15 protein-coding genes and 1 pseudogene are annotated in these 24,010 nt (G+C 68.5%); 10 read left to right on the forward strand and 6 right to left on the reverse strand.

Annotated elements, in window-relative coordinates; translation table 11 throughout:
• Nucleotides 1–1,463, forward strand: a 1,463-nt coding sequence (locus tag ACSURM_RS00005) for a Helicase associated domain protein (RefSeq protein ID WP_436952156.1), incomplete at its 5' end; no start/stop codon positions are given.
• Nucleotides 1,464–1,516: 53 nt separating this feature from the next.
• Here the strand turns inward: ACSURM_RS00005 and ACSURM_RS00010 are convergent.
• The 4 genes from ACSURM_RS00010 to ACSURM_RS00025 form a co-directional block, all read right to left on the reverse strand.
• Nucleotides 1,517–2,077: a DUF6262 family protein gene (locus tag ACSURM_RS00010; RefSeq protein ID WP_436952158.1), complete on the reverse strand. Its 561-nt coding sequence runs from the start codon at nucleotides 2,075–2,077 to the stop codon at nucleotides 1,517–1,519.
• Complete coding sequence (locus ACSURM_RS00015) at nucleotides 2,074–4,578, reverse strand: tyrosine-type recombinase/integrase (protein WP_436952160.1); 2,505 nt, start codon at nucleotides 4,576–4,578, stop codon at nucleotides 2,074–2,076. Before ACSURM_RS00015 ends, ACSURM_RS00010 begins: the two co-directional genes overlap by 4 nt.
• On the reverse strand, nucleotides 4,575–5,693 hold the full coding sequence (locus ACSURM_RS00020; RefSeq protein ID WP_436952162.1) for a tyrosine-type recombinase/integrase: 1,119 nt from the start codon (nucleotides 5,691–5,693) through the stop codon (nucleotides 4,575–4,577). The genes ACSURM_RS00015 and ACSURM_RS00020 overlap by 4 nt, the downstream gene beginning before the upstream one ends.
• Before the next feature lie 186 nt (nucleotides 5,694–5,879).
• Nucleotides 5,880–10,301, reverse strand: coding sequence for a hypothetical protein (locus ACSURM_RS00025; RefSeq protein ID WP_436952164.1), 4,422 nt, complete (start codon nucleotides 10,299–10,301; stop codon nucleotides 5,880–5,882).
• Between the two features lie 177 nt (nucleotides 10,302–10,478).
• Here ACSURM_RS00025 and ACSURM_RS00030 point away from each other — a divergent pair.
• From ACSURM_RS00030 to ACSURM_RS00050, 5 genes and pseudogenes are all read left to right on the forward strand, one after another.
• Nucleotides 10,479–11,684: pseudogene (locus ACSURM_RS00030) on the forward strand (helicase associated domain-containing protein); the annotation flags it as partial.
• A 317-nt stretch (nucleotides 11,685–12,001) separates the two neighbouring features.
• On the forward strand, nucleotides 12,002–12,658 hold the full coding sequence (locus tag ACSURM_RS00035) for a hypothetical protein (protein WP_436952166.1): 657 nt from the start codon (nucleotides 12,002–12,004) through the stop codon (nucleotides 12,656–12,658).
• Nucleotides 12,655–14,661 (forward strand): hypothetical protein, encoded by a 2,007-nt coding sequence (locus tag ACSURM_RS00040; RefSeq protein ID WP_436952168.1) that lies wholly within the window; start codon nucleotides 12,655–12,657, stop codon nucleotides 14,659–14,661. The genes ACSURM_RS00035 and ACSURM_RS00040 overlap by 4 nt, the downstream gene beginning before the upstream one ends.
• Nucleotides 14,662–14,702: 41 nt before the next feature.
• Nucleotides 14,703–16,787, forward strand: coding sequence for a hypothetical protein (locus ACSURM_RS00045; protein WP_436952170.1), 2,085 nt, complete (start codon nucleotides 14,703–14,705; stop codon nucleotides 16,785–16,787).
• A 168-nt stretch (nucleotides 16,788–16,955) separates the two neighbouring features.
• The gene (locus tag ACSURM_RS00050; RefSeq protein ID WP_436952172.1) at nucleotides 16,956–17,507 is read left to right on the forward strand and encodes an STAS domain-containing protein; all 552 of its coding nucleotides are present in this window, start codon (nucleotides 16,956–16,958) and stop codon (nucleotides 17,505–17,507) included.
• Nucleotides 17,508–17,729: 222 nt separating this feature from the next.
• Here the strand turns inward: ACSURM_RS00050 and ACSURM_RS00055 are convergent, their stop codons facing one another.
• Complete coding sequence (locus ACSURM_RS00055; protein WP_436952174.1) at nucleotides 17,730–18,275, reverse strand: N-acetyltransferase family protein; 546 nt, start codon at nucleotides 18,273–18,275, stop codon at nucleotides 17,730–17,732.
• Nucleotides 18,260–19,522 (reverse strand): hypothetical protein, encoded by a 1,263-nt coding sequence (locus ACSURM_RS00060; protein ID WP_436952176.1) that lies wholly within the window; start codon nucleotides 19,520–19,522, stop codon nucleotides 18,260–18,262. Before ACSURM_RS00060 ends, ACSURM_RS00055 begins: the two co-directional genes overlap by 16 nt.
• A gap of 237 nt (nucleotides 19,523–19,759) precedes the next feature.
• On the opposite strand from ACSURM_RS00060, the gene ACSURM_RS00065 reads away from it, so the two are divergent.
• The 4 genes from ACSURM_RS00065 (at nucleotide 19,760) to ACSURM_RS00080 (ending at nucleotide 23,649) form a co-directional block, all read left to right on the forward strand.
• Nucleotides 19,760–19,990 carry a hypothetical protein gene (locus ACSURM_RS00065; RefSeq protein ID WP_436952178.1) on the forward strand — a complete coding sequence of 77 codons (231 nt, stop codon included), beginning with the start codon at nucleotides 19,760–19,762 and terminating at the stop codon, nucleotides 19,988–19,990.
• Nucleotides 19,991–20,442: 452 nt separating this feature from the next.
• A complete protein-coding gene (locus tag ACSURM_RS00070) occupies nucleotides 20,443–21,261 on the forward strand; it encodes an SAM-dependent methyltransferase (protein WP_436952180.1) in 819 nt (272 codons plus the stop codon).
• Nucleotides 21,262–21,268: 7 nt separating this feature from the next.
• Nucleotides 21,269–22,282 carry a hypothetical protein gene (locus ACSURM_RS00075; RefSeq protein WP_436952182.1) on the forward strand — a complete coding sequence of 338 codons (1,014 nt, stop codon included), beginning with the start codon at nucleotides 21,269–21,271 and terminating at the stop codon, nucleotides 22,280–22,282.
• Nucleotides 22,279–23,649 (forward strand): cytochrome P450, encoded by a 1,371-nt coding sequence (locus ACSURM_RS00080; protein ID WP_436952184.1) that lies wholly within the window; start codon nucleotides 22,279–22,281, stop codon nucleotides 23,647–23,649. The genes ACSURM_RS00075 and ACSURM_RS00080 overlap by 4 nt, the downstream gene beginning before the upstream one ends.
• The last annotated feature ends 361 nt before the right edge of the window (nucleotides 23,650–24,010 follow it).

Here is a 24,010-nt window from a genome sequence, read left to right on the forward strand (position 1 = left end):
CCAATGGCATCGATGCCGCGGGTCGCCGCGTACACCGGGCCTTCCTCGCCTCCGTCCGAGTGCTCGGCGAAGGCGTCGACATCGTCGGCGAGCGGGGCGTGGAGGCGGTGTGTTTCGCCGACACCCGCAGCTCCCAGGTCGAGATCGTGCAGAACATCGGCCGCGCCCTGCGCCCGAACCCCGACGGCACGGCCAAGGTGGCCAGGATCATCGTGCCCGTCTTCCTTAAGCCCGGCGAGGATCCGACCGACATGGTCGCCTCCGCCTCGTTCGCACCCCTCGTAGCCGTCCTCCAAGGACTCCGCAGTCACTCGGAACGCCTCGTCGAACAACTCGCCAGCCGGGCCCTGAGCAGCGGGCAGCGGCACGTGTACGTGAAGCGGGACGAGGACGGGCGGATCATCGGCACCACGGCCGAAGGAGAAGGCGGGCAGGACGAGACCAAGGGCGCCGTGGAGTCCGCGCTGCTGAACTTCTCCACCCCCAGAGACGCGGCGACGATCGCCGCGTTCCTGCGCACCCGGGTGTACCGGCCGGAGTCCCTGGTGTGGCTGGAGGGCTACCAGGCCCTGCTGCATTGGCGGAAGAGCAACCTCATCACCGGCCTGCACGCCGTCCCGTACGACACCGAGACCGAAGCCGGCGCCACCAAAGCATTCCCCTTGGGGCGGTGGGTCCACCAGCAGCGGCGCGTGTACCGCGCGGGCGAACTCGATCCCCACCGCAAGACCCTGCTCGACGAAGCCGGAATGGTGTGGGAACCCGGCGATGAAGCCTGGGAGCAGAAGCTGGCGGTACTGCGGTCGTACCACCGCGCGCACGGTCACCTCGCCCCCAGGCGAGATGCCGTATGGGGCGACGCCGACAGCGAACTGGTTCCAGTCGGGGAACACATGGCCAACCTCCGCCGCAAGGACGGACTCGGCAAGAACCCGCAGCGCGCCGCAGCGCGCGCCGCACAACTCGCCCAGATCGACCCCGACTGGAACTGTCCCTGGCCCCTGGACTGGCAACGCCACTACAAAGTGCTCGCCGACCTCGCCGCCGACGAACCCCACGGCCGACTCCCCGACATCGCCCCCGGCGTGCAGTTCCAAGGCGACGACCTCGGCAAATGGCTCCAGCGACAACGCCGCAGCTGGGCGGAACTCACCGAAGAACAGCAGCAGCGGCTCACAACGCTGGGCGTAACACCCGCCGAACGCCCCGCCTCGGCCCCGACGGCCAAAGGCGGCGGGAAGACGTCAGCCTTCCAGCGCGGCGTCACCGCCCTCGCCCAGTGGATCCAGCGCGAGGGCATCCAGAAGGCAGTGCCGAGGGGACACGTCGAATGCGTCGTCATCGACGGCCAGGAGCACCACCACAAACTCGGCGTATGGCTATCGAATACCAAGACCCGCCGTGACAAGCTCACCGAAGAGCAGCGGGCCGCACTCGCCGAACTCGGAGTGGAGTGGGCCTAGCAAGGTCTTCTGGATTGGGCTGTAGCGGCGGCAGCGGGCCCTTGGGGGCGCCTTCAGCGGTTTGTGTTCTCCTCTCGGATCATCCGTCGCAGGCTGGTGCGTGCTGCGGCCAGGTCTGTTTCCAGGATCCTCACGCGGGCGTGGAGCTCGTGATTGTCGTCGGTGGCTTGCTGGAGGCTGTCTTCGAGTCGTTGGTTGGTCCGTGTGAGTTCGTCGACGCGTTCGATCAGGTGCCCGGTATCGAGGGCGTCGAGTTGCTGTCCGAGCTGGTGTTGGATGGCCTGCCGCATCCGGTCTCTGTCTTCCCTCAGGGTCCGGATCTCCTGCCTGGCGAGTTCGAGTTCTGTGCGCAGCGTTGCTGTGGTGCTCCGCGTCCGCGCGGACGGGGGGATGGTGGGTTGCCGACGTTGTTGTGCGGCTTCGATGTGCTCGCGGATGCCGTCGGTGTAGGTGAGCCATGTCGAGACGTCGGCGGTGCGGGCGACCGCGGCGTGGGTGATCTTCTTGCCCTGCCGTTCCAGGGTGGCGAGCGCGGTCAGGGCTCGCTGGCGTTTGTCGAGGCTGGCGCGGCGGCGGGCCTCGGCGAGGGTGTGCGGGTTGCCGTGGGGATTCATGCCGGGTCGGTCCTGGAGAGGGGTGTGAGCGGCAGCAGGGTGTGGGTGCTGCCGGCTCGGGCTTTACGGAGAACGGTGCTGGCTTCCTCGATCTCCTGGCGCTCCGCCGAAGGGAGGGCGGCGAGGCGCCGCTGCATGCGGTCGGTGACCTGCTCGAACGCTGTGATCTGGGCGGTGAAGGCCGTGATGACGAACTCGGCGGCGTCCATGGCCAGGGCAGATTCGCGGTCGGCGCGCAGTTCGTTGATGTGCTGTTCGATCGCCGGGAGGTAGGAAGGGTCGGGTCGGTAGAAGCCGCAGCCTGCGCACTGGAAGCGGATGGGACAGGATCCGCCTGCGGCTTTGACGTTGCTGGGTTCGGTGCACCCGCCGTAGGGGACGGCGACGGAGCGCAGTTCGTAGGCGGTCTCTGAGCTGGGGCTGGGGCGGCCGTGATTGTCGACGACGTGGGTGGCGAGTTTCGTCACAGCGTCGCGCTTTCGTTTCAGGGAGACGGTGTAGTAGCGCTGGGTGGTGCAGACCGACTTGTGATCCATCAATTCACGCAGGACGTCGAGCGGGGTCCCTGCGTCGGCGTGGCGTTGCGCGTAGGAGTGGCGGAAGGCGTACGCGTAGATGAGGGAGCGGTCGAAAGGCAGCGGGTTGCCGTGGGTGTCGGTGCCTTCGCCGTGCAGGTGGGGGATGGAGTCAGCCCAGTCGCGCAGGGTCTCGCCGAGGTAGTTGGTGGGCAGGTAGGGGCGGACGGCGAGGTGGGTGAGAGCGGGGAAGAGGTAGTCGGCGCCAGTGGGCGGGAGGCTGGACTGGAGCTGTTCTCGGCGTTCTTTCCAGGTGCGGATGGCTTGGGCGGTGGCTGTGGTGATGGGCAGGCGCCTGCGGTGACGGCGAGCCTTGTGGTTGTTCCAGACCAGACAGATCTGGTCGTTGCGGGTTTCGAGGCAGTCCCGAGGCAGGGAACAGATTTCAAGGGGCCGCCGTCCGGTGTCTCTGAGCAGGATGTACAGCGTGCGGTACATCAGCTGCAGGTCGTCAGGGGCAAGGGTGCGCTGGCCGCGGGCCCGCCCGTGGCCGAGGAGGTGGAGGTGGGCGTCGAGCTGGCGAATCACCGGTTCAGGGATCGCCTTTCCGACCTCGTCCTCGTTGGTTTCCTCTTCAGAGATGCGGTGGTTGACGGGGTCGCGGACGAAGGCGGCGGAGAGGGTGTCAGCGGTGCCTGAGCGGCGGCCGTAGTCGATCAGGGCGAAGAAGTGGCTGGCGATGGACATGCGGTAGTTCCAGCCGGCTGGTTCGCCGTCCAGCTTGAGCGCGGTACGGAACGCGTCGACCACGGCAGTGACGTCGTCGTAGCGAAGCCGTGTGGGGTCGTCGCTTGCGGGGCGTTGCGCGAGAGCCCGGGAGGCGAGTTCGACGCCGCGCAGCGTGCGGGCGAACTCGTCCGCTCCCGGGCGCTGCTGGATGGTCCAGGTGCGCAGCAGACCGCGCAGCCACGGCTGCCGGATGGTGCGCAGGTCGACGGTCTTGGACTGCCGGATACCGGCCGGGGTGCGCGAGCGCTGGCCCAGCGCACGCAGATCCAGGACGTCATCCTGTGCCGGCGCGGTGCCGGTGTGCTGTGCGTGGCCTGCCCGGACCGCCGTCCGCACGCGGCTGAGCATCCGCAGGACTGCGACGGTGGAGCGTGGGCACATCTGCTGGTCCGTGATGTCGCCGATAAGTGTGCTGGTCCCGGCCAGGTCCCGCACCATGCGGCGGACCTGCGGGGGCTCGAAGATCCGCAGCCACGGGTCCACCTGCTGCAGACCGTAGAGAACCTCCCAGCGCAGCGGCTCGGGCAGCGGCAGGAGACTGAACTGGTGCGGGGCGAGGTACGGGGGCTGCTGGGCTGCCCACGCCGCTACATCCGCGTCCGGGTGGATGCGGCGGTGTTCGCGGAAGCGCTGCGCGTGGTGCCGGCACAGGCCCCGGCCGTACAAGCCCGGCAGCGGACAGGCTGACGCCGGGCAGGCAGGGGTATCGGCGTAGGGCACGGCGGTGTCCTCCCACCGGCCGGCGGTCTTGCGGGTGGTGTGGGTCTTCCACTGGGTGTAGTGCGTGGCGCACAGTTCTTTGCAGTGCCGGGGCCGGACACAGCGCTGCCCGTCCTTCGTGAAGCGGCACTGCTCCGGAACACCGCCGAAGGCAACCCGGTTGCGTAGCGGCACGAAGGTCCGCGCGAACTCCGCGGCGGACAGCGGCGACTTCTTCTGTCCCTCCTTGCAGAAGGGGCAGAAGATGTTGGCCGGTGAGACCACGGTGTCGCATACCGCCGTACGGCACAGCGACACCGAGCTGCGCGGCTCCTGCACACTCCCGGTGAAAAGCCAGCACTCCGGCCGCCACTCAGCCGGCCGCCAGGCGGGATCGAGATGGTCTTGCAGCCACCGCACCCATCTCCCGGCGTCGAGCTCCACCGCGTTTTCGGTGCGCGGTGCGGGCAGCCGCGAGAGCACGGACGCGATACTCATGGGCGCTCCGTCAGCAAGCCGACGCGCTCGACCGCTGCCCGCGCCTCGGCGTCGTCGACGTGCCGGTACTGCTCCATGGACAACGGAGAGGCGTGGCCGAGGAGGCGCTGCACCACATCGCGGTCGACACCGTCGCGCAGCCAGCGCGTCGCCGCCGAGTGACGCAGCATGTGCGGACGACACGCATGCCCGACAGCGCGGCCCAGCCGGTCGAACATCTCTTTGGCGTTCGGGTACGACATCGCCCGGCCCAGCGGAGGCCGGAACAGATTCACGAACACCATCTCCGACTCCCCCGCCTCGGCCACGTCGTCGCGTTCGTACTGGTAGTCGGTGTAGAGGGCGACCAGGTCGGCGGTGACCGGTACGAAGCGGTGACGGCGGGACTTGGCCAGGACCCGGTTGGGGTTGTCGGTGCGGCGGCGGACATGCACGTGCGGGCCCTCGACACCGCAGCCCACAGTCCGTGAGGAGGCCAGCAGGTGCATGTCGTCCCGGTGCAGGCCGAGCGCCTCGCCGATCCGCAGCCCCGTACACGCCAGCAGTGCGATCAGGAAACGATCCCGGGCGCTCGGCGCCGCAGCGATCATCCCGCGGATCTGCTCACCACTGAGGTCCTCGTAGCCCGGCTCGGTGACCTTGAAGCGGAACACGGCGGCCTCGGCCTGGAGCCGCTGGCCCGATTCGCCGGTGTCGTAGCCGGGCGGGGTGAAGCGCAGCAGTTTCGGCTGGGACAGCAGTCCCGCCGTGCTGGCCGGCACCCAGCCGTGCACAGCAGCGAACCGCAGGAACTCCCCCACCACCGTCATGATCGCGTTCGCCGTCCCCCGCGACCGGTAACGGACCGGCCCGGGCCGCACCTGGCCAGCCCGGGGCGGAAGGGGCGTCTCCACCAGCCACCGCTGCACGTCGGCCAGATCCAGAAACCCAGGGGTCCGCCAGTCCAGCCGCCGCATCCGGCAGTAGTTCAAGTACAGAGCGACCCGCCCCGCATACGCGCGCTCGGTGTTCGGCGAACACCCCCGCGCCCGCAACGACGCCAGGAACGCCACCGCCTCGGTCTGCAGATCAAACGAACCGGCGTCCACCACCACCCACCGCACCACACCAGTCACGGGAGAAAAAGCACGCTCCGCCACAAAGTCGACATCCACGTGACAAACACAACCATCGCCCGCAGCGACGCGTACGGCACTCGTTCACAGCCCATCACCGCAGGTGACAACCCAAACAAACATTTCCCCACCGCTGGCTCGCCCCGAGATAACTCTCGGCGGGGCCAGGACCAGGGCTCAGTGGGGTCAGCGTTCGTTTTCCAAAGCAGCGGTCAACCCGTAGGCACCTGCCTGCGAGAGCCTGTCGATGACGTCCAGGCAACGGATCCGTTCGGCCTGCCGGCTTTGCCGATAGAGGCGGAGGACTGCCGAGACCAGGTGGTGGCCGTCCGCCGCACGATGGGTTCTGAGGTCGCCGAGCTCCCTGCCCGCGTGCTGAACGATGCGCTCGCACGCATCAATGGCGACAGTGGGAAGGGGGCCAGCGTGGTCGTAGAGAGCGAAGGCCAGATGTTCGAGGTGGTCAGGGAAGGCCTTGCCGTCGAGGAACGCTCTGACGAGTTCTTCGGCTTGTGCAGGAAACAGGTCGAACACCTGCCGCATGCCCTGGGAGGCGTTCTTTCGCACGTCGGCGTCATCGTCGTTGAACAGCGGGAGAAAGTGCGGGTAGTGATCGATGTTGTCGGCGAAGACCGATGCAGCCCCACGGCGGGCGAGGGCGCTGAGTTCATCCGTGCTGTTCGGAAGGTCCGGGGTGAGGCACCCCTGAATGGTGGCAACAGCCCAGGACTGGCCTGCGAGTTCGGCCGTATCGCCCGTCCCTTGTAGGGCTCGAGCAAGGTGGGCAGCGAAACGCGAGGGTTCACGAACCAGGGTGTTGATGAGCAGCCGTTGAGTGGTGGAGGCGTTGTAGACGTTGGCGTCCTGGTGGTTCAGGAGTTGTTCAGCGGTGTCTAGCGCAATCTGCGGGTCATGCTTCATCAAGGCCAGTACAGCCTGGGCGGCACAGACTCGGACAGCGAGCACAGGGTCGTTGGCGAGGCGGGTGGCCAGGGGCGTCAAGGCGTGCAGGTGCTCACTGCCGTGGAAGAGCAGGGCGGCAACGGTGAGCGCTGCCTGGCCGCGGTTGGAGTTCATGCCGACGGTCAGCAGATCCGTGCGGGTTCCTTCGGCATCCGGATGACGGATGTCATGCTCGGGGTGGGGGTCTGTGGTGTAGCCGTCGAGGGCCGGCAACAGAGCAGGAGTGAAGTTCTGCGGGGCCGCCTGCAGGGCCTGGCAGATCGTGAGCGCTGCCTCGGAGCCGAGCGTCTGGTGGGTGTGGAAGGCCAGTCGTTCCCAGCGGTCGGCATCCAGATGGGGCGTGACCGCCTCCACGATCGCGCAGAGGTAGGCGGCTGGTGAGCCTGGGCCGAGAGTGAAGGCGAAGTCGGTGAAGCGGTCGGGTTCCTGTTGTGCGCGGCTGCCAAGTGTCCGAGCGAGCTCGTGGACGCCTCCTCGGAGAGGCCAGAACCGTTCGGGCTGGGGCCGGGCGTACTTGTCCAGGGCACGGTGCCACTGGTCGTCGGTCATATGCCGGGCCGCATGGTCACTGATCGGCGAGCCGACGACCCCAGTCTGAATTGGTGTCGGTGGCGACGGTACGTGGCCGGGGAACTTGCGCTCCCATTCGGCGAGCCGACGGCGTACCGCTGCACTACGGCGCGAAGGGCAGATCGCCGACAACAGCTCGTACTGGCTCCGGCCCCAGGCGCTGCGCTGCCCCTTCTGCCGTCGGCGCTCCCACGCCGGGTAGTAGCCAAGCAGCACCGCGGTCAAGCGATCCAGCATCTCGTCCGTGCAGTGGGGGGTCGCGGTCTCGATGAGTTCGCGCGAGGCCCAGCGCGCGCTGTCCACCCATCCCAGGCGCAGGTGGCGCTCATCGGTCAGGAGCCAGGCGATCGCCTCATCGGGCTGTCCCAGGGCAGTGTGCAGGCGGCAGGCGAGGAAGCGTAGTTCCTGAACTGGTGAGGCGGTCAGTTGCCGCAGGGCATCGGCAGCGGCAGCCGGGGCTTGGCCGGCCAGGCAGCGCAGTGCCGTGTCGAGGGCGGCCAGCAAGGCGGTGTCGACACTGCGGCCGCCCACGAGTCGGTAGGCCCAGCGGCCACCGAGGTCCTGGGAGCCGGTACGGCCCGCGCTGCTAGCGGTGGCCACGTCGATGACGAAGGGCAGAACCTGGTCGACGTAGGTTTCCGGTTCGGCCTGCGCGATGCGGGAGAGGACCGTGTCGGCCACCTGTGAGTTCGTTGACAGGTGCTCGGACGCGAAGGGGTCGCCGGATCCGTCGGCGCGGGCACGGGCTAGGTGACGACGCAGATAGGCGCCGACAAGGCGGGCAGCGGGAGCGGGGTGGGTTTCGGACAGACTGTAGAGGAGCGACCAGAAGTCGCTGTTGACCGCTATCGCCCCCCTGGCCTCATCCGCATACCCTCGGTCGATCAGATCGACAGCAAGGTCGACAAGGTCGGGCGTGAGCGCCCACTCGATCAGCCCCACCAGCCGGCGCCGCCACTGCGGCGTGGTGCCCACGTACGGTCGCACCAGCTCTGCGACACGTTCGGGCCGGTGGCGCGCGACGGCCAGCAGTTCAGGGAACGCAGCATCGGCAGTTTGCGGCGTGCCCAGCCAGCGTTCCCACCTCTGATCGTGGTCGGCGGCGTCGAACCACTGCGGCAGGGCGAGCAGACCTCGTACCTTGCCCGCCACAGGAACCTGACCCCAGGCGAGCGGTTCGATGGCCTTCCAGTCAGGCAGAGCGGCGTCGAGCTGTCCGAGGACAGCAATGATCACATCATGCAGGTGCGGGCGGATCTGGTCAGAGCCCAAGAGCCTGGCCACCGTGGTGCGAAAACGTCCGAGGTCCGTGCCGGCGAGGTGCTCGAGGATCTGCCTGGTCTGGGCGCGACGGAACAGATACTGACCTGAATTGGCCAGGAAATCGTGGATGTCCTCTCCGGTGGAGATGAAGGACCGGGCGAAGAGGAAATCGAAGTACGTCTCGTGGAAGAACCCGATCTGTTCCCCGTCGCGCACCAGCACACCGTGCGACTCGAGCACCTTGATGTGCTGGCGGGCGAAACCGTCGAGGAGAGCCAAGGGCGCCTGGAGGGTTTCACGTTCGCTCATGGAGGCACACAGCGTGCCCGTGATACCCCGCCAGTCCAGCGCGGCGACCTGTCGCTCGATCTCCTCGCGCCGTTCATCGGTGTAACGCGCGTACAGCTCCTGCAAGGTCCGGTACGAAGCGCCGCGTGCGGAGGGCGACAGGCGGCTGAAGACCGACAGATGCAACGGAGTCCGCAACAGCTCCAGTGTCACCGGTCCCAGGCCGTCGGGATCCGTCCCGCTGGCGGACAGGACAGCCCGCACCTGTTCCGGATCCAGAACGCTGAGGGGGAATCGGGCTGTCCGGGCGGGGTCGGCTACGAGACGGGACAGCCTCCGGTCGTTGTCGATGTCGACGGTGCGTGCTACCAGGATCACCTTGACGTTCGGGGTGACGACCAGCTGTGCGAGTACGTCTTCCACGGCCTCGTAGGCGTCCGACATCCTGCCGTTGTAGGTGCTGACCGCATCCAGCTGGTCAATCACCAACAGCGCCGGCGTTCCGTCCGCGACCCCAGCCAACAGCACCGCCGGCGAGTCCGGCAGGGTCATCTTGGTACCCAGGTCCTTGGCCGTCTGCACACTCGCGTCGGCGCCGTCCATCCGGACCGCGGCCGCCGGCCATCCCTGCTCGGTCAGCCGGACCAGAACGTCGGTGACGACCGCTGACTTACCCAAGCCAGCGCCGCCCTCGCAGACCACCACCTGCGGGCCGTCCTCAGCCACCAGGCGCTCGTACAGCTGCTCCACATGCGGACGAGCGGCCATTCCAAAGGCGGGCTTGTCCCGTCGCACGCGCCGCACAAAGCGATCGACCGTCCCGGCCAGGGCCGTGAGCGTCCCGGTGTCACCCGCCAGCAGACGTGGGCGCACCCCCGGCACGGTTAGAAGATGGCTGCGGATCTGGGAGCCGGTGAGGCGCTGGTGCAGGTGCTCGTCGAGATAGCCGCTCAGCTGCCTGACGATCACTTCCGGGTCCCCGACAAACAGCAGCTCATACTCGGAGACCACCAGGCGGCGCAGTGCCTCTGGTGGGATGTGCTCCACGTGCACGGCCTGCAGATACCGCCAGCCGACCTCCCGGTCGACCGGCATCCCGTTGTCGGACCAGTTCTCAAGTACCTGTACGAACTGGGGAATCTGGGCCTTGGTGATCATGCACTCGAACTCGGCGAGTGTGTCGGCGCCCCGGGCCCGCTTAGAAAGATCATGCAGTTCAGGGGCCCCCGTGGACAGCACAAGGCGCACCTTCTTGCCCCCCGCAAGATGCCCCGTGACCGCCTCGAGGATCTTGCCCGCAGCGTTCAGGGTCCACGGCCCCTTCGAGGGGACGTCCTTCACCTGCTCGCACCAGGTGCCGTCGTCCGCCTCGAGCTCGAACTCGATCCCGGCGCCCGCTGGGCCCGGGGGTTCCAGACGAATCCGCGTCGCCCGCCCCCGCAGCAACTCCGCCACCCTCAGCGCGGTCCACCAGTCCTCGTACCGGTTACCCGCCTTGTCCGCAGCGCCGCCCGCCAGTCCCACTCAGACTCACTCCCCCAGGACGTCCCATCGGCTCCCACCCTTCGGGGACCGCGCCACGCGACCCTACTCCCACCAACCGACAACCATGCAGACCGTCACAAAATGACCAGAGCATGATCATCTACGGCTGCAGGCTCCACCACCACCAAACGTGCCTACTGGACAGCCCTCCCTGAGATAAAGGGCCTGCGCTCGCATGACGAACGTCTGGTCGAACAGCTCGCCTCCCGCGCCCTCACGAGCGGCAAGCGCAAGGTCCACGTCCGGCGCGACGCGGACGGGCGGATCGTCGGGGCCGGCGGCGAAGGGGACGGCGAGGACCAGGAGCACGACGACGGCGCGGACGGCGCTGCCGAGTCCGCGCTGCTCCATTTCTCGAGCCCGCGCGACGCCGCGACCATCGCCGCGTTCCTGCGGACCCGGGTCTACCGGCCGGAGTCGCTGGTGTGGCTGGAGGGCTACCAGGCCCTGCTGCGCTGGCGGAAGGAGAACGAGATCACCGGCCTCTACGCCGTCCCGTATGACGTTGAGGTCGAGGTCGGGGCGACGAAGTCGTTTCCGCTTGGCCGATGGGTCCATCAGCAGCGGAAGGCGCTGCGGGCCGGGGAGCTGGAGGAACGGCGCAAGAGCCTGCTCGACTTGCCGGAGGCCGGGATGGTCTGGGAGCCGGGTGAGGAGGCGTGGGAGGCCAAGCTGGCCGTGCTCCGGTCCTACCGGCGTGCCACGGGGCATCTCGCGCCGCGTCAGGACGCGGTGTGGACCGACCCCGCCGACGGGGTCGAGGTGCCGATCGGGCAGTACATGGCCAACCTCCGGCGCAAGGGCGGTCTCGGGAAGGACCCGAAGCGGGCGGAGGAGCGCGCGAAGCAGCTGGCGGAGATCGACCCGGACTGGAACTGCCCCTGGCCACTGAACTGGCAACGCCACTACCGGGTTCTCGCCGACCTGGTCGACGCCGACGGCCACCTGCCCTACATCGCGCCCGGCGTCACCTTCGAGGGCGACGACATCGGGCGGTGGCTTCAGCGGCAGAAGAACCCGCGCACCTGGGCGCAGCTGCTGCCCGAACAGCAGGAGCGGCTGTCCAAGCTGGGCGTGAAGCCCGTTGAGGCGCCGTCTCCCGCCCCGGCGGCCACGCGCACGACGAAGGGCCCGAGCAAGGCACAGGCGGCGTTCCAGCGGGGCCTGGCGGCCCTCACGCAGTGGGTGGAACGCGAAGGCGACCGGCCCGTGCCGAGGGGGCACAGCGAAGAGATCACGGTCAACGGCGAGCCAGTGACCGTGAAGCTGGGCGTATGGATTTCGAACATGAAATCGAGGAGGGGCCGGCTTGGCCAGGAGCAGCTGAACGCGCTGCGGAAGCTCGGCATGGACTGGGCATGATTCGCGGGCATTATGGCGCATCTGGTGCGCCGACCAGCACGCCGTGGCCCCAGACAAGGCACTCCGCGAGGGCTGTCCCGGCGGGGATGATCCGCGCTGTCCGAACTGTCGACGAAAGATCGTACGGCGTCTTACTCTGCGTATGCAGAAGGTGACGAGACGAGGGAAGGTCGTGGCCAGCCCTTGCTACGGGGCCCTGCGGATGCGTGCTTCGCATGTGCGGGCGCGGGGCGGCAGGGGGCAACGGGCCTTGGGGGGGATGAATGACGAGCGGATTGCGAATCCGGCGGGCGAGCCGCTGGCAGGACGCGGTGCGCATGCTCTTGCTGATCAATGCGGCGGCTCATGAACCGCGACCCGGCGTGGACGGTGAGGTGCCAGCCGAGTGCGTGGGTGTGGTCCGCGCGCAGGTGCGGCTACAGAAGCTCGATTTCTGGGTGCGCTACCCCGACTATCTGGCTTATGAGCTGATGACGGAGTACGAGAAGGCTCCGGATGAGCCGGCGCTGCTCGATCTCGCCGAGGACATCCTCTCCTCCCAAGAGCCGGACCTGCGTCGATTTCCGATGCTGCGGCACCGCTTCGGCGCCTTCGAGGAGCTCGACGACGCCCTCGCGGTACTGGTCGAACGGGGCTTGCTGAAAAAGACGCAGGTCTTGCGGGAGCGGAAGGTGGTCGAGCACCGCTACTACCTGTTGCAAGCGGGCCGCACGCTTGCCGTGAACATCGTCGTAGAGGCCCCGGCGCTTGCCTGGTACGTGGAGCGGACCAAGCGGGTGGTGGCGTTGGTTGACGGGCTGGGAGGATCCCAGTTGAAGAAACGCCAGTATCTGTTGCGGGACTACGCCGATACTCCCATCGGGTCGTACATCACCCCGATCACTGACCAGGCGCGGGCAAGGCTGCGGGCGCTGCGGGCCATCGCGGCACCCCCACAGACCGGTGCACCAGCCGACGGACAGGAGGCGTCGTGACCAAGCCGGACCCCGTGGCTACGCCACCGGTTGTGCCCACCGCCGACGACATTCTGACCCAGGCCGCCGCCCGGTTGGACGTCGCCAAGCACCAGGTCGAGCGTGCCCTTGCCGAAGCCAACATCGCGCTGACAACGCCAGCCCCTGCCGACCGGCGCCTGCGCATCCTGCGTCTGCGAGTCGACGGGATTAAGCACGACGGCGAGCCGTTCACCATCGACCGGCCCTTCGAGCCCGGTATCTGGGCCATCGTGCACCCGGAGAACAGTGCTGGTAAGACCAGCCTGCTGGAGTTTTTGGTCTGGCCGCTGCGCGGCGCCCCGCGCGATCTGCCACCAGGCGTCCAATCCTGGGTACGCACGCTGCGTCTGGACCTCGTGGTGGCTGGCAAACCCACTCGGATCGCTCTGGAGCAGATCCCTGGTCTACTTCCCCCCGTCAGCGTCGACATCTTGACCGCCGATACTGTCCAGGCCTTGTTGGCGGCCGCGGACGACAACCCCTTGCGCCTGGTCGCCAAAGGCTCCGGGACCGACGATGTCGAGCGCGTGATCGGCTCCTTCTTCCTGGATGCCCTGCGGATGGAACGCACCAGCCTGTGGAGCGCCACCGGCGGCGCCGACGGAGAGGGAGCGCCCCAGGTTCACGGATGGCCTGCCTACTTCGGGGCGTGCTACCTCAACGCCGGAGGTGACGAACTACTCCTGGGTGACGTCAGTGCGCCCGGACTGCCCGCCAAGCTGCTGGAACTGTTCGTCGACATCCCCTACAGCAGTGCCCACGCCCAGCTGTCCGTCGCGGTGAAGGGCCGGGCAAAGACCACTCGGCAGGCGCAACGCCGGGCGGAGGGAGATCTGCACGCGCGGTCGGCCGAGCGCGCCCAGTGGCAGGCCCAGCTGGACCTGCTGCAGCAGGAGATCCAGGAGTTGAGCGGTGCTCCCGAGGCCGACATCGTTCCGCTGCTGCAGCGGGCAGACCAAACGGCACAGGAACTGCACCGACTCCGCATGAGCCTGAACGATGCCGCGCAGAGCCTGGCGGATGCTACCGCCGCGCGGGTGGGCGCCGAACAGGCGCAGCTCGACGCTCAGGAGACCTGGCAGGCCCGCCGGGTGCTCGGACGTCTCAATCCCAGTTGTTGCCCGCGCTGTGAAGAGCCGGTCGGTGACGAGCGCCGAGCAGCAGAACGGGACCGGGCCACCTGCGCGGTGTGCACACGTCCGCTGCCCGAGATCGCCGAGGACATCGCCGAGGCCGTGCTCGAGCAGCTCACCACCGACATCGCCACCGCTCGGGAGGCCGAGTCCGCCGCAGCCGCCCACCACCTCGCCCTACAGGCCGCCGCGGACGCCGCCGTCACCGCGCACCAGCAGGCCACCGAGGCCGTGAGCAGCGCCCTCGCCGCTTCCCCCGCCCATGTGCGGCTTCGTGACCTAGAGCTGATGGCTGCAGAGCTGAAGGGACGGCTGGCCGCGACCGGCACCGCTCCCCTGGACACGCCGACCGTATCCGCCGCCCCAGACGTCCTCAGCACGGTGCACCAGCTGGTGGAGGCGACGGTGAAGGCTTCCGCGGACTACCTCTTCCCGACGATGGACTCCGAGATCGTCAGCCTCTCCAGCCAGTTCGGCGTGCAGCACCTGAACTCCGTCGCGCTCAAACGGAATGGCAACGTCAACCCCGTCAAAGAAGGCGTCAAGCACCCCTTCAAGAAGCTCAGCCGCGGCGACCGTCTGCGCATGCGCGTCGCCACCGTCATCGCCCTGCTGCGGGCCGGCGCCGCCCGGCACATCGACTCCCACCCCGGGCTTCTGCTCATCGACTCCGTCGCCGCTGAAGAGATGACGGCCGACGCCGCCCGTAGGCTGATCGGCGAGCTGCAGACCCTGACGCGAGAACTGCCCGAACTCCAGGTCGTCTTCACCACTGCCCAACCGGAGCTGGTCGAAGGCCTGCTACCCGAGGACCACATCATCACCAGCGACGGCGAACACCTGTTCTAAGATGCTCGCTTCCGGCGCGGCCCATCAGAGAGGAGAGGACAGTGGCTCCGAACGTGGACCAGGCCCTCCAAGAGTGGGCCGGCCGGGCGAGCGATGAAGAACTAGACGCCGGACCCGGCCTCGATGACCTCGGCGGAGCAGACGCCGTCGTGGCTGAGGTGGACACAATGGCCGCCGGGCCTCAACTCCCCTACCTCCTCACTGCGCTGGCCCACGGCATCGACACCATCCCGGCCGAGCAGGCTGCGCCCCTACTCGCGGCCGCGGCTCAGGGCCTGCGCCAACCTCACTCGGCCTGGGTCCTCGCCGACGCGCTCGACGTCGTGTGCACCCGGCCTGGGCTGGCCGCCCGCCTAGGCAACCGAATCGTACGAGATCTGGCCACGCTCGCAGAGGACGCGCTCGCCGGCGACTGCGACGCCGCCCTCGCCCAGCCGGCGATCGCCGGCCTGCTGCGCCTGGCGGTAGCGGGAGGCTCCCCGCACCGGCTGCTCGCGCTGCTCACCGAGATCACCGGCACCGAACCTGCCGACGCCCTGGACCGTATGCCGATCCTGATCGGCATCGCCCGCGACCACTTCGCCGACACCGACCGCCTCCTCGACGTCCTCAACGCCCTGGAGAATCAGCCCGACCTGAACCCGGCGACCCGAGCCGACGCGAGCTTCGAACTTGCCCTGGCTGACGAGCGAGCCGCTCTGGAGGCCGCCGACCGAACCACCGCCGGCGAACAACTGCAGCGAGCCCTGATGCGGTTCACCGAGCTCGACCGCACCCACGAGGCACGCCTGGACGCCCGCGCCCACGCCGCCGCCATCGAAGCCGTCCTCGCCTTCGCCGACCTTGAACAGAACCCGGCGGGTGACAGCAGCGCCCGGCAACGGCTCACCAAGGCAGCCAACCAGCTGGACACCACGGCCGCTCACCTCGCCGCCTGGACCGGCAGCATGCACCAGCTCGGCTGGCTCAGCGCCCGGAGTCTGACCCAAAGCGCCTGGGCGAAACTCATCACCACCCTCAACGCAGCACAGGCGCACCTGGACCAGCCCAGCTGGTACAACCCCGCCGATGCCCTGAACGACCTCTTGGAGATCTACCTCGCCAGCCGCAGCATCCACGCCCCCGCCAATGACTCCACGGGCCTCACGGCACTGATCAGCCCGGCTGTCGAAGCGCCGTTCGTACGCAGCCAAGGCCTGCTGCACCAGCTCGAGCAAGCCCTCGCCCACGACCCCCAGTTCACCGACCACCCCGACGCCCAGACGCTGTACGACGCTGTACGTCAGCGACGCCAACAGTTGAGCAGCCAAGCGCCGCAGCAGGAGGCGGTGCCGGGAAAAGTCCTGGAAGGCCGCCCCGCGCTTGCCGCGCTCTTTCAGTCTGATGCCACTGGCCTATGCGGCGAGCCCGACCCGCACCAGCTCGACCGGCTGGAGCAGCTCGCCCACCAACTCACCAAGGGCTACACCTCCACCGGCAACGCCCGCGTGGACAGGCACCTGGAGACCCTGCTCGACATCCTGAAGACCAGCCCGGCCTGGAAGCCGAGCGACAGCCACTACTTCACCCCCCTGCTTGAGCACTTCCTGCGATTCCTCTACGACCGGTTCGACGCCCAGGCCAACCTCTACGGCGAGCGCACCGCCTACCTTGGGCCGGCGCGCAAGAACGCCGACGGCACCGTCGCAGCCTGGAACGAAAAGCACCTCCAGGACGACTTCCACCAGCACATCAGTCCCCTATTCCCACCGGGCACCGTGACACGGGAGAAGTGGGACGTCGCAGGCGGGCGTGCAGATGTCATCTACATGCCCGAGCCTGCCAGCCGGTTCGTCGCAGAAATCAAATGGCGCACTAAGCGGTGGAAGACCCACAAGACCGTCGAAAGGGATTACCTCGCCCAGGTCGCCAACTACACCGCCACCGGGCCGCCCTTCGCCCTGCTCCTCGTCGGCGACGCCAGCGACCACTCCGCCGGATACCGCGACATCGAAGACAGCACCTGGATCATCCGGCACGCCCGCAGCGCCACGGAAATCCCACGCCTGATCGTGGCTGGCGTCCTTCCGACCACACGACCAACCCCGAGCGCACTACGCGTAGCAGGCTCGTCGCCACCAAGCTGACGGGGCCCGGGCGCGGCGGTTCCGGCCGACGCGCAAACGGCTGAGCGCGCCCTGATCTCCGGCCGCTGCCGCGCCGCCCCTCCCGCCCGTCCCATATTCCTTCACTCCAGCCAAGAGACATGGGCAGAGCCGCCGCAACGGGGATGTCACGACCCGGCCAACGGCCCGGTGAAGGCCGGGAGCAAGGCCGAGGCGGTGTTCCAGCGGGGCCTGGCAGCTCTGGCGCAGTGGGTGGAGAAGGAGGGGAAGCGGTCCGTCCCGCGCAACACGGTCGTGGAGATCACGGTCGACGGCGGGGCGGAGCCGGTGCCGTTGAAACCGGGTGTGTGGCTCTCCAACACCAAGCAACGGCGGGACAAGCTCACCGCGGAGCAGGGCGCCGCCCTCGCCGCGCTGGGCATGGCCTGGGCGGCCGTGGTGACGGACGCGCAGGCCGCCCCGCAGCCGCCCACCCCGCAGCCCGCGCCATCGGCGGCCCCCGGCGAAGCGGCGGGTGCGGGAGCGCCCCGTCCCCGCATCGTGGCCGACATGCGCCAGGTCGCCTTCATGGACTCCAGCGGTATCAACATCCTCATCGCCGCCCACCGCTCCCTCACCGAAGCCGGCGGCTGGCTGCGCCTGGCCGCTGCCGGCGAGTCCGTGATGCGCACCATCAGCATCGTCGGCGTCGACGCCCTCATCGACTGCCACGAAACCCTCCGCCACGCCCTCACCGACTGACCGGCGACCGGTCCTCGCCTGGCCGTGCCGCGGGACGCCGCTGCTGGATGATGTGATTCGCCGGACCGGTCTTCGCCGCCACGTGCTCGCTCCTCGCTATCGAAAACACCGTCGATGTGACCGCGCGTCCGGCCGGGAGGGGTAACAGCAGTTGGGCAGCGGCGTCCCGCCCTGGCACACGCCGGGCGGGACGCCGCTGGAGCGGGCCGCAGGCGGCGCCCGTCAGGCCGCGCGCTTGCGGTCCAGCAGCATCACGGCATACAGCGGGGAGTCCGGGAACGGCTGGCGCTCGCCGATCTTCCGGTATCCCCAGCCCTCGTACATCGCCTGGAGCCGGGGCCGCTTGGTGTCCACGGTGAGCACGGCCAGGCCCTCCGGCCGGTCGGCGAGCAGCTCGCGGTGAAGCCGCTCTCCAAGGCTTTGCCCGCGCCACTGCGGCTTCAGCATCAGTTCCGAGACGGAGAACGTCGAGGGGTTGGCCGGCTCTTCGCTCAGGTACTCACGCCACCATTCGCGGCCCGGCTCGCCCGGCGCCCCGTAGGTGAAACCGATCGGCTCGCCGTCGGCGTAGGCGACCACGCACGCGAATCCCTCACGGCCGCCCCAGTGCTGCACGAACCAGGGGAAGCGCTGGACGAACTCCTCGTGCCGCCGCTCGTAGTAGGCGATGGCGTGGACGTCGAGCAGGGTCTGCCGGATGCCGGGCAGGTCGGTGTGGCCGTAGCGGCGCAGGTCGATGACGGGTGCCGTGGTCACGCGGGGCTCCATTCGGATCGGTAGCGGTCGGCCCACTCGCGCGCCACTGTGGTGGAGGGCGCGAGGGTGAGGAGATCGCGGTAGAAGTCGCCGAGCAGGACGCGTAAGCGGCCGGGTAGCGGGCTGCCCCACATCAGGGTGAAGGCGTCCTCGGTCGTGGCGCAGGCGTGTTCGGCGTCGCCCTGGTGGAGCTGGGCGATGGCGAGGTCCACGATGGTCATGGCGCGGTTGCGCCGGAAGGAGGCCGGCAGCGCGGACAGGGCACGGTGGGAGGCGGCTTCCGCCTCCACAGGCTGGCCCAGACGGCTGCGGACCACCCCGGTCAGGGCATGCAGCTCTGCGGGCCCGTAGAAGGCGATCCAGGACGGACGGGGGCGTGCCTCGGCTCGCCCGAGGGCCTCTTCGGCGTATCCGATGGAACGGATGGCGGCCTGCCGGTCGCCCCGGTGGGCGTGCCCCACCGCGGCCCGGGCGTGCGCGAGGGATCCGAACAGCGGGTCGCGGCGCGTGATGGCGCAGGACTGTGCGGCCTGGGCTGCTGCCACGCCTTCGGCGTAGTGGCCGAGCTGGTGGGCGAGGATCGCGGTGGAGTTCCACACCCGCATCAGCGATACGGGGTCCTGGGACAGCCCGGCCAGTCTCAGCGCTTCGTTGACGTGGCTGCGGGCCCGGTCGAGCTGGCGGGCGTCGATGCACGACCAGGCGGCGGCCGTGGTGTAGTCGGCGGCGACACCGAACAGCCGCTGCCGGATCGTCTGCGAGGCGGACCGGTCCTGCAGGCCCACGGCCTCGGCCGCGCCGGCGAGCGCGGCGCGTTCGAGAGCGGCGTGTCCGCCGCGTCTTTGGTCGAGCGCGGTGAGCCGGTCCAGTCCGTCCCGCAGGCGGAGCACGTCGGAGGTGCCCACGCTGGTGGGACGGGTGCCGGCGGGAGGCAGGGCGGTTGCTGCGACGGCGGACGTGGCGGCGGTGCAAAAGCGGCGGCGGAGCATGGCTGAGAGGTCCTCGTAGGGCGGGGCGGGCATGCCCGGGGGATAGAAACCGAGGCAGGCGGGGGTGCATCCGAATACTGCCGTGAGGGCGTCCCGCTGGCGCTGGTGCGGCCAACGGGTTCTTCCGGTCACCCAGTTGCGGACCGTGCGGTCACCGACGGTCCCCTTGTGACCGGCCGCCTTCAGCTCCTCGTTCACCCTGTCGGCCAGCACGCTCTGCTTGAAGGCGTGTTCGACCATGTGGGCCTGCAACCGGGAATTTCCTTCCACGCACTCACCGTAGCCGCGTGCTCATACAGCGTGGAGAGGTTGCGCGGATCCCCCCCGCCAAAATTTCCGGTCACCGCGAGTAGCAACCGGCCGACTTTTCCTACCCGTTGCCCACCCTCCGGCGTTGGACTGGACACGCGCCCCCGGTGAACGCCGCGGACGCCGGCGGCTGTCCCTCGTTCCCCCGTGGGGGACAGCTGCCGCAGGCTTCCCGACCGCGAGCGCGAGGCACCCCACATGACGACGCGCAGCACGCCGCCCCAGCCCCTTGCCGGCGCCTACGTGGACGCCCCGGCGATCCACCGCGAGCGGCTGAGCACGCAGCAGATCACAGGCCGCTCCTGCTGCTGGTGCAGCGGAACCCCGGATGCCCGCTTCCCGGTGCCGATACTGCGCGGTGCCCCCCTGCACGCCTGCGCCCCGTGCGCGGCCATGTACGGCGTCCCGGCCATAGAGGCCGACCAGTGACCCGCGCCGGCACCGACGACTTCCCGGCCGGACTGGACCACTGGACCGCACACGACTGGGCGGACTACCGGGCCCGCATCGAGGACGGCCGGTCTGCGGATGTGCTCGATGGCCGGGTGACCGCGTCTTTGGTGGTGACAGCGGTCGTACGCAGGACACCGCGGCAGCCGAACCTCTTGCGTGTGCAATTGCGCGCACGCCCCCTCGTCCAACTGCCCGTCCGCAGCGCTGGCGCCGTCCGCGCCGTGTGCGCCGGGCGCACTGTTTGTAGTGTCAGCTACTGCTTCGACCGTGTGCTCCCTTCCAGGGCGGGGACGGCGGTGTTGTAGTGGGAACCGTTACGGGCAGGTGCACGTCAAGTATCACGCCTGGGGGCTGGGATGGCTGGGCAGCAAGGCACTGAACCGTTCCAAGTGGTGCATGGCAGCGTGCAAGACCCCTACCGGTCTCGGGTGGAGCGGGTCTACGAGGACAGACCAGAAGTGTGGAAGAAGGCGATCGGCGACTCGCTGCTCTTTCATCTGGGCATCTACCCCGACGGCGCCTCGTCGCTTGAGGAGGCGGGCATCTGCTTCCTCGAGCACACGCTCGAACTGGCGGACGTTGAAGCGCCTGTGCGCGTGCTCGATGTCGGGTGTGGCTGGGGAAGCGTATTGCAGTATCTGGCGGAGCGGTTCGCCGATTGTCCGCGCCTGGACGGCATCAACATCAGTGCCGAGCAGTTGGCCTACGCGGCTGCGGGCATTCGGCGGAGCGGCCTTGACGGCCGTGTGCGTCTGTTCTTGTGCAACGCGCAGGACGTGCGCTTTCTCCCGGGGCCCGAGACACCTTACGACCTGGTCATGGCCCGAGGCTCAGTGGCGCACTTCCCGCCTGCCGTTCTCCGTGGGATGGCGGAAGGCCTTGCCCAGCGCGTCCGGCGCGGAGGGAAGCTCATCGTCGCAGATGTGTTTTACAACGACGTGGCCTCGTACGTGTCGTCGATCGAGGACACCGTGGACCGGTGTGCCTGCGGTTACCGCAAGTCCCCGGACCAGGTGACGGGCCTGCTGGAGGAGTGCGGTTTTCTGGTCGACGACGTACGTGTCCTCCCCGATGCCAAGGACACGGTGCGCTGGTTCCGCCAGGTTCAGGCGAACATGGACGCGCACTGGGCGGCGGGCGAGCGGCCGCGTGCACTCGACGAGTACTACATCACCTTCTCCAACATGATCGCCGCCGTCGAGCGGGGTGCGGTGTCCGCGTACAGCATCATCGCGCGAAGGGGGTAGTTCCACCATGGATGACGAGCAGCACCGGCCTGGGGAGCCGGCGAGTTGGGCCCTGCCCGACTCCCACTGGCACGACATGGTCGGCCGCACCCGGGCTCAGCGTGTCGCTGGACATCTCGCAGCGTTCCGTGCGCTCGGCGACCAGCCGGCCGCTGAGGGCGACAAGTGGTGGATCAGCGAGGCCGTCGACACCGAAGCTGTCGAGGTCGGTTACATGATGCTCGACAGCGTCGCTCCCACCGGGCCGCCCGACCGGGACCGCGTCGCCCTGGCCTCGCTTGAGGCGCTGACGGCGATCAACGACTCCTACGCTGCCTGTGAGCACTACGAGGACATCTTCGGCAAGCACCTCTTCGGCCGCACGGTCGACTCCTGGCTGATGGCAGCCACGGAAGGCGCTGACTGGGCACGGGACGGGATCCGTGAAGCGCTGCGGGTGCAGTACGAGACGCTGGCCGGACAACGCCGGGACCGAGTCACGCGAGAGGCAGTGGCGCGGCAGGTGCAGGCGAACGCGTCCGACTACCGCGAATACCTGAGGTGGCGTGACGCGGAGGGTTGCTTCTACGGAGTTCTGCTCTGCTGCGCCGTAGCGGCGGGCGTCGATCTTCGCCAGGTTCCGCGCGCCAGGGTCGTCGAAGCCCTCGAGGGCGGCATCGTCGCGTTCGACGTCCACAGCATGGTCCGGCACCGGGCGGAGGACGAGACCGGTGACATTTTCCGCTATCTGCCTGGAGGCCACGGTGAACAGGTCGACACCGCGCTGGCACTCGTCCGTGCGCTGTACACGGACCTGATCCACGCGGATGACCTCGGCGACCGCGAGAAGGAGTTGCTGCTCCGCTACGTCACGAGCGGTGCGTTGCTTCCGTACCTGGTGACGCGGTGGTCACGCACCACGCCCCTGCACGCGGCTCCCGTGAACATGCGTGACGGATGGTGGACCCACGTGGTGGCCGACTCGCGGCATGTGGTCGGCTACAGCGAGCTTGCGGGCACCGGGGAAGGGGGAGTGCTGTGAGGGACGAAGGGACGCTCACCCCGATCACGCACGAACAGGTGCCGCAGGCCCACGGCGCCTGGCCGCTGGTCGGCCACGCACGCCTGTTGGTCGGCCGTCCGCTGGAATTCTTCCGGACCCTGCCCGCGTACGGGGACGTCGTGCGCATCCGGCTCGGTCCGCTGCCCGCCTATGTCATCACCCACCCCGACCTCGTCCATCAGGTCCTTGTGACCGAAGCCCGCAGCTTCTCCCGGGGCTACGTTCACGACAAGGGCAAGTCGTTCCTGGGCGAAGGACTGGTCACCAGCTCCGGGGAGCTTCACCGGCGGCATCGCCGCATGCTCCAGCCCGACTTCGCGCGAGTCCGGGTCCCCCGGTACGTTCCCACCATGCTCGAGGGCGTGCGCGAACTCACCAGCCGCTGGCGCCCGGATCAGCCGCTGGAAGTGACCCGCGAGACGGAGCGGTTGGCACTGACCACGGTGACCCGCTGCCTGTTCGCCGGACTGTCCGAGGAGTCCGCGGCTTTGACACAGGGGTCCGTCCCTGTGCTGATGAAAGGAACCGTGTGGCGGGGTGTCACTCCCGACTGGGCGGCGCGGCTTCCCTTGCCGGTCAACCGGCGATTCCAGCGGGCCTCCGATGACATCTCCCTAGTCGTCAGCCGCATGATCAAGATGTATCGGGCCACGGAGCAGGAACACAGTGACGTGTTGACGACACTGCTGAACGCACGCGACGAAGAGGGCCGACCTCTGACGGACCGGGAAATCCACGACCAGGTCGTCACCTTCTACATGGCCGGAGTGGAAACCACCAGCGCCGCCCTCGCCTGGACGTTGCACGAGCTGGCACGCCATCGCGATGTCGAGGAACGGCTGCACTGCGAACTCGACACCGTCCTCGACGGGCGGGACCCCGCCTACGAGGATCTGCCACGTCTCACCTACCTGGCACGGATCGTCAACGAGGTGCTGCGCCAGTACGCCATCTGGTTCCAGATGCGCCGCACTGTACGCCCCGTGTGGCTCGGACGGGTCCTCCTACCGGCAGGAGCTGAGTTGATCTACAGCCCGCACATCCTCCACCACGACCCACGCTGGTTCGACGACCCGGACCGCTTCGACCCGGACCGCTGGCTGACCTCCCGGACCGGGCGGCACGTCAAGCACGCCTTCCTGCCCTTCGGCGCGGGCGTCCACAAATGCATGGGGGACAACTTCGCCCTGGTACAGATTTCCCTTGCCATCGCGGCCATCTGCTCACGCTGGCGACTGCGCCCGGTTCCGGAGTATCGCGTCCGTAAGGTCATCCACGCGACCGTCCATCCTGACCGACTCCCCATGATCCCTGAACACAGGCACAGCTGCCGTAGCGAGCCGTGAGACATGGGACACTAAGCAGTACCTCAGCACGAACACGTCGACGGAGACCTGGGCGGCGGCCCGGACTCCGGCCGGCTCCCTGGCGAGCTCGCCGAAGACCGGCTTCGAACGCACCACAGTGACGGTCCCGTTGACGGCCATCGGGTGGGAGGCCCCACACATCTGTAAACCTCGAGCCCAACGCTCCAGTATCTCCACGTGGCCCGGATCACCAACATCTTCCACCGCATGTCCCCTGACTCGGCAACCGCGCCCGGTGCGCACTCATCATCCCGCCCAACTATGAAGCAGATGTCAATAGCGCACCGCAGGCCGCCATCTGGTCATGGGCAGTCCGCCGTACATGAAGTCCCCTAATTGC

This window comes from Streptomyces sp. SudanB182_2057 (assembly GCF_964272715.1).
GTDB classification, from domain to species: domain Bacteria; phylum Actinomycetota; class Actinomycetes; order Streptomycetales; family Streptomycetaceae; genus Streptomyces; species Streptomyces rubradiris.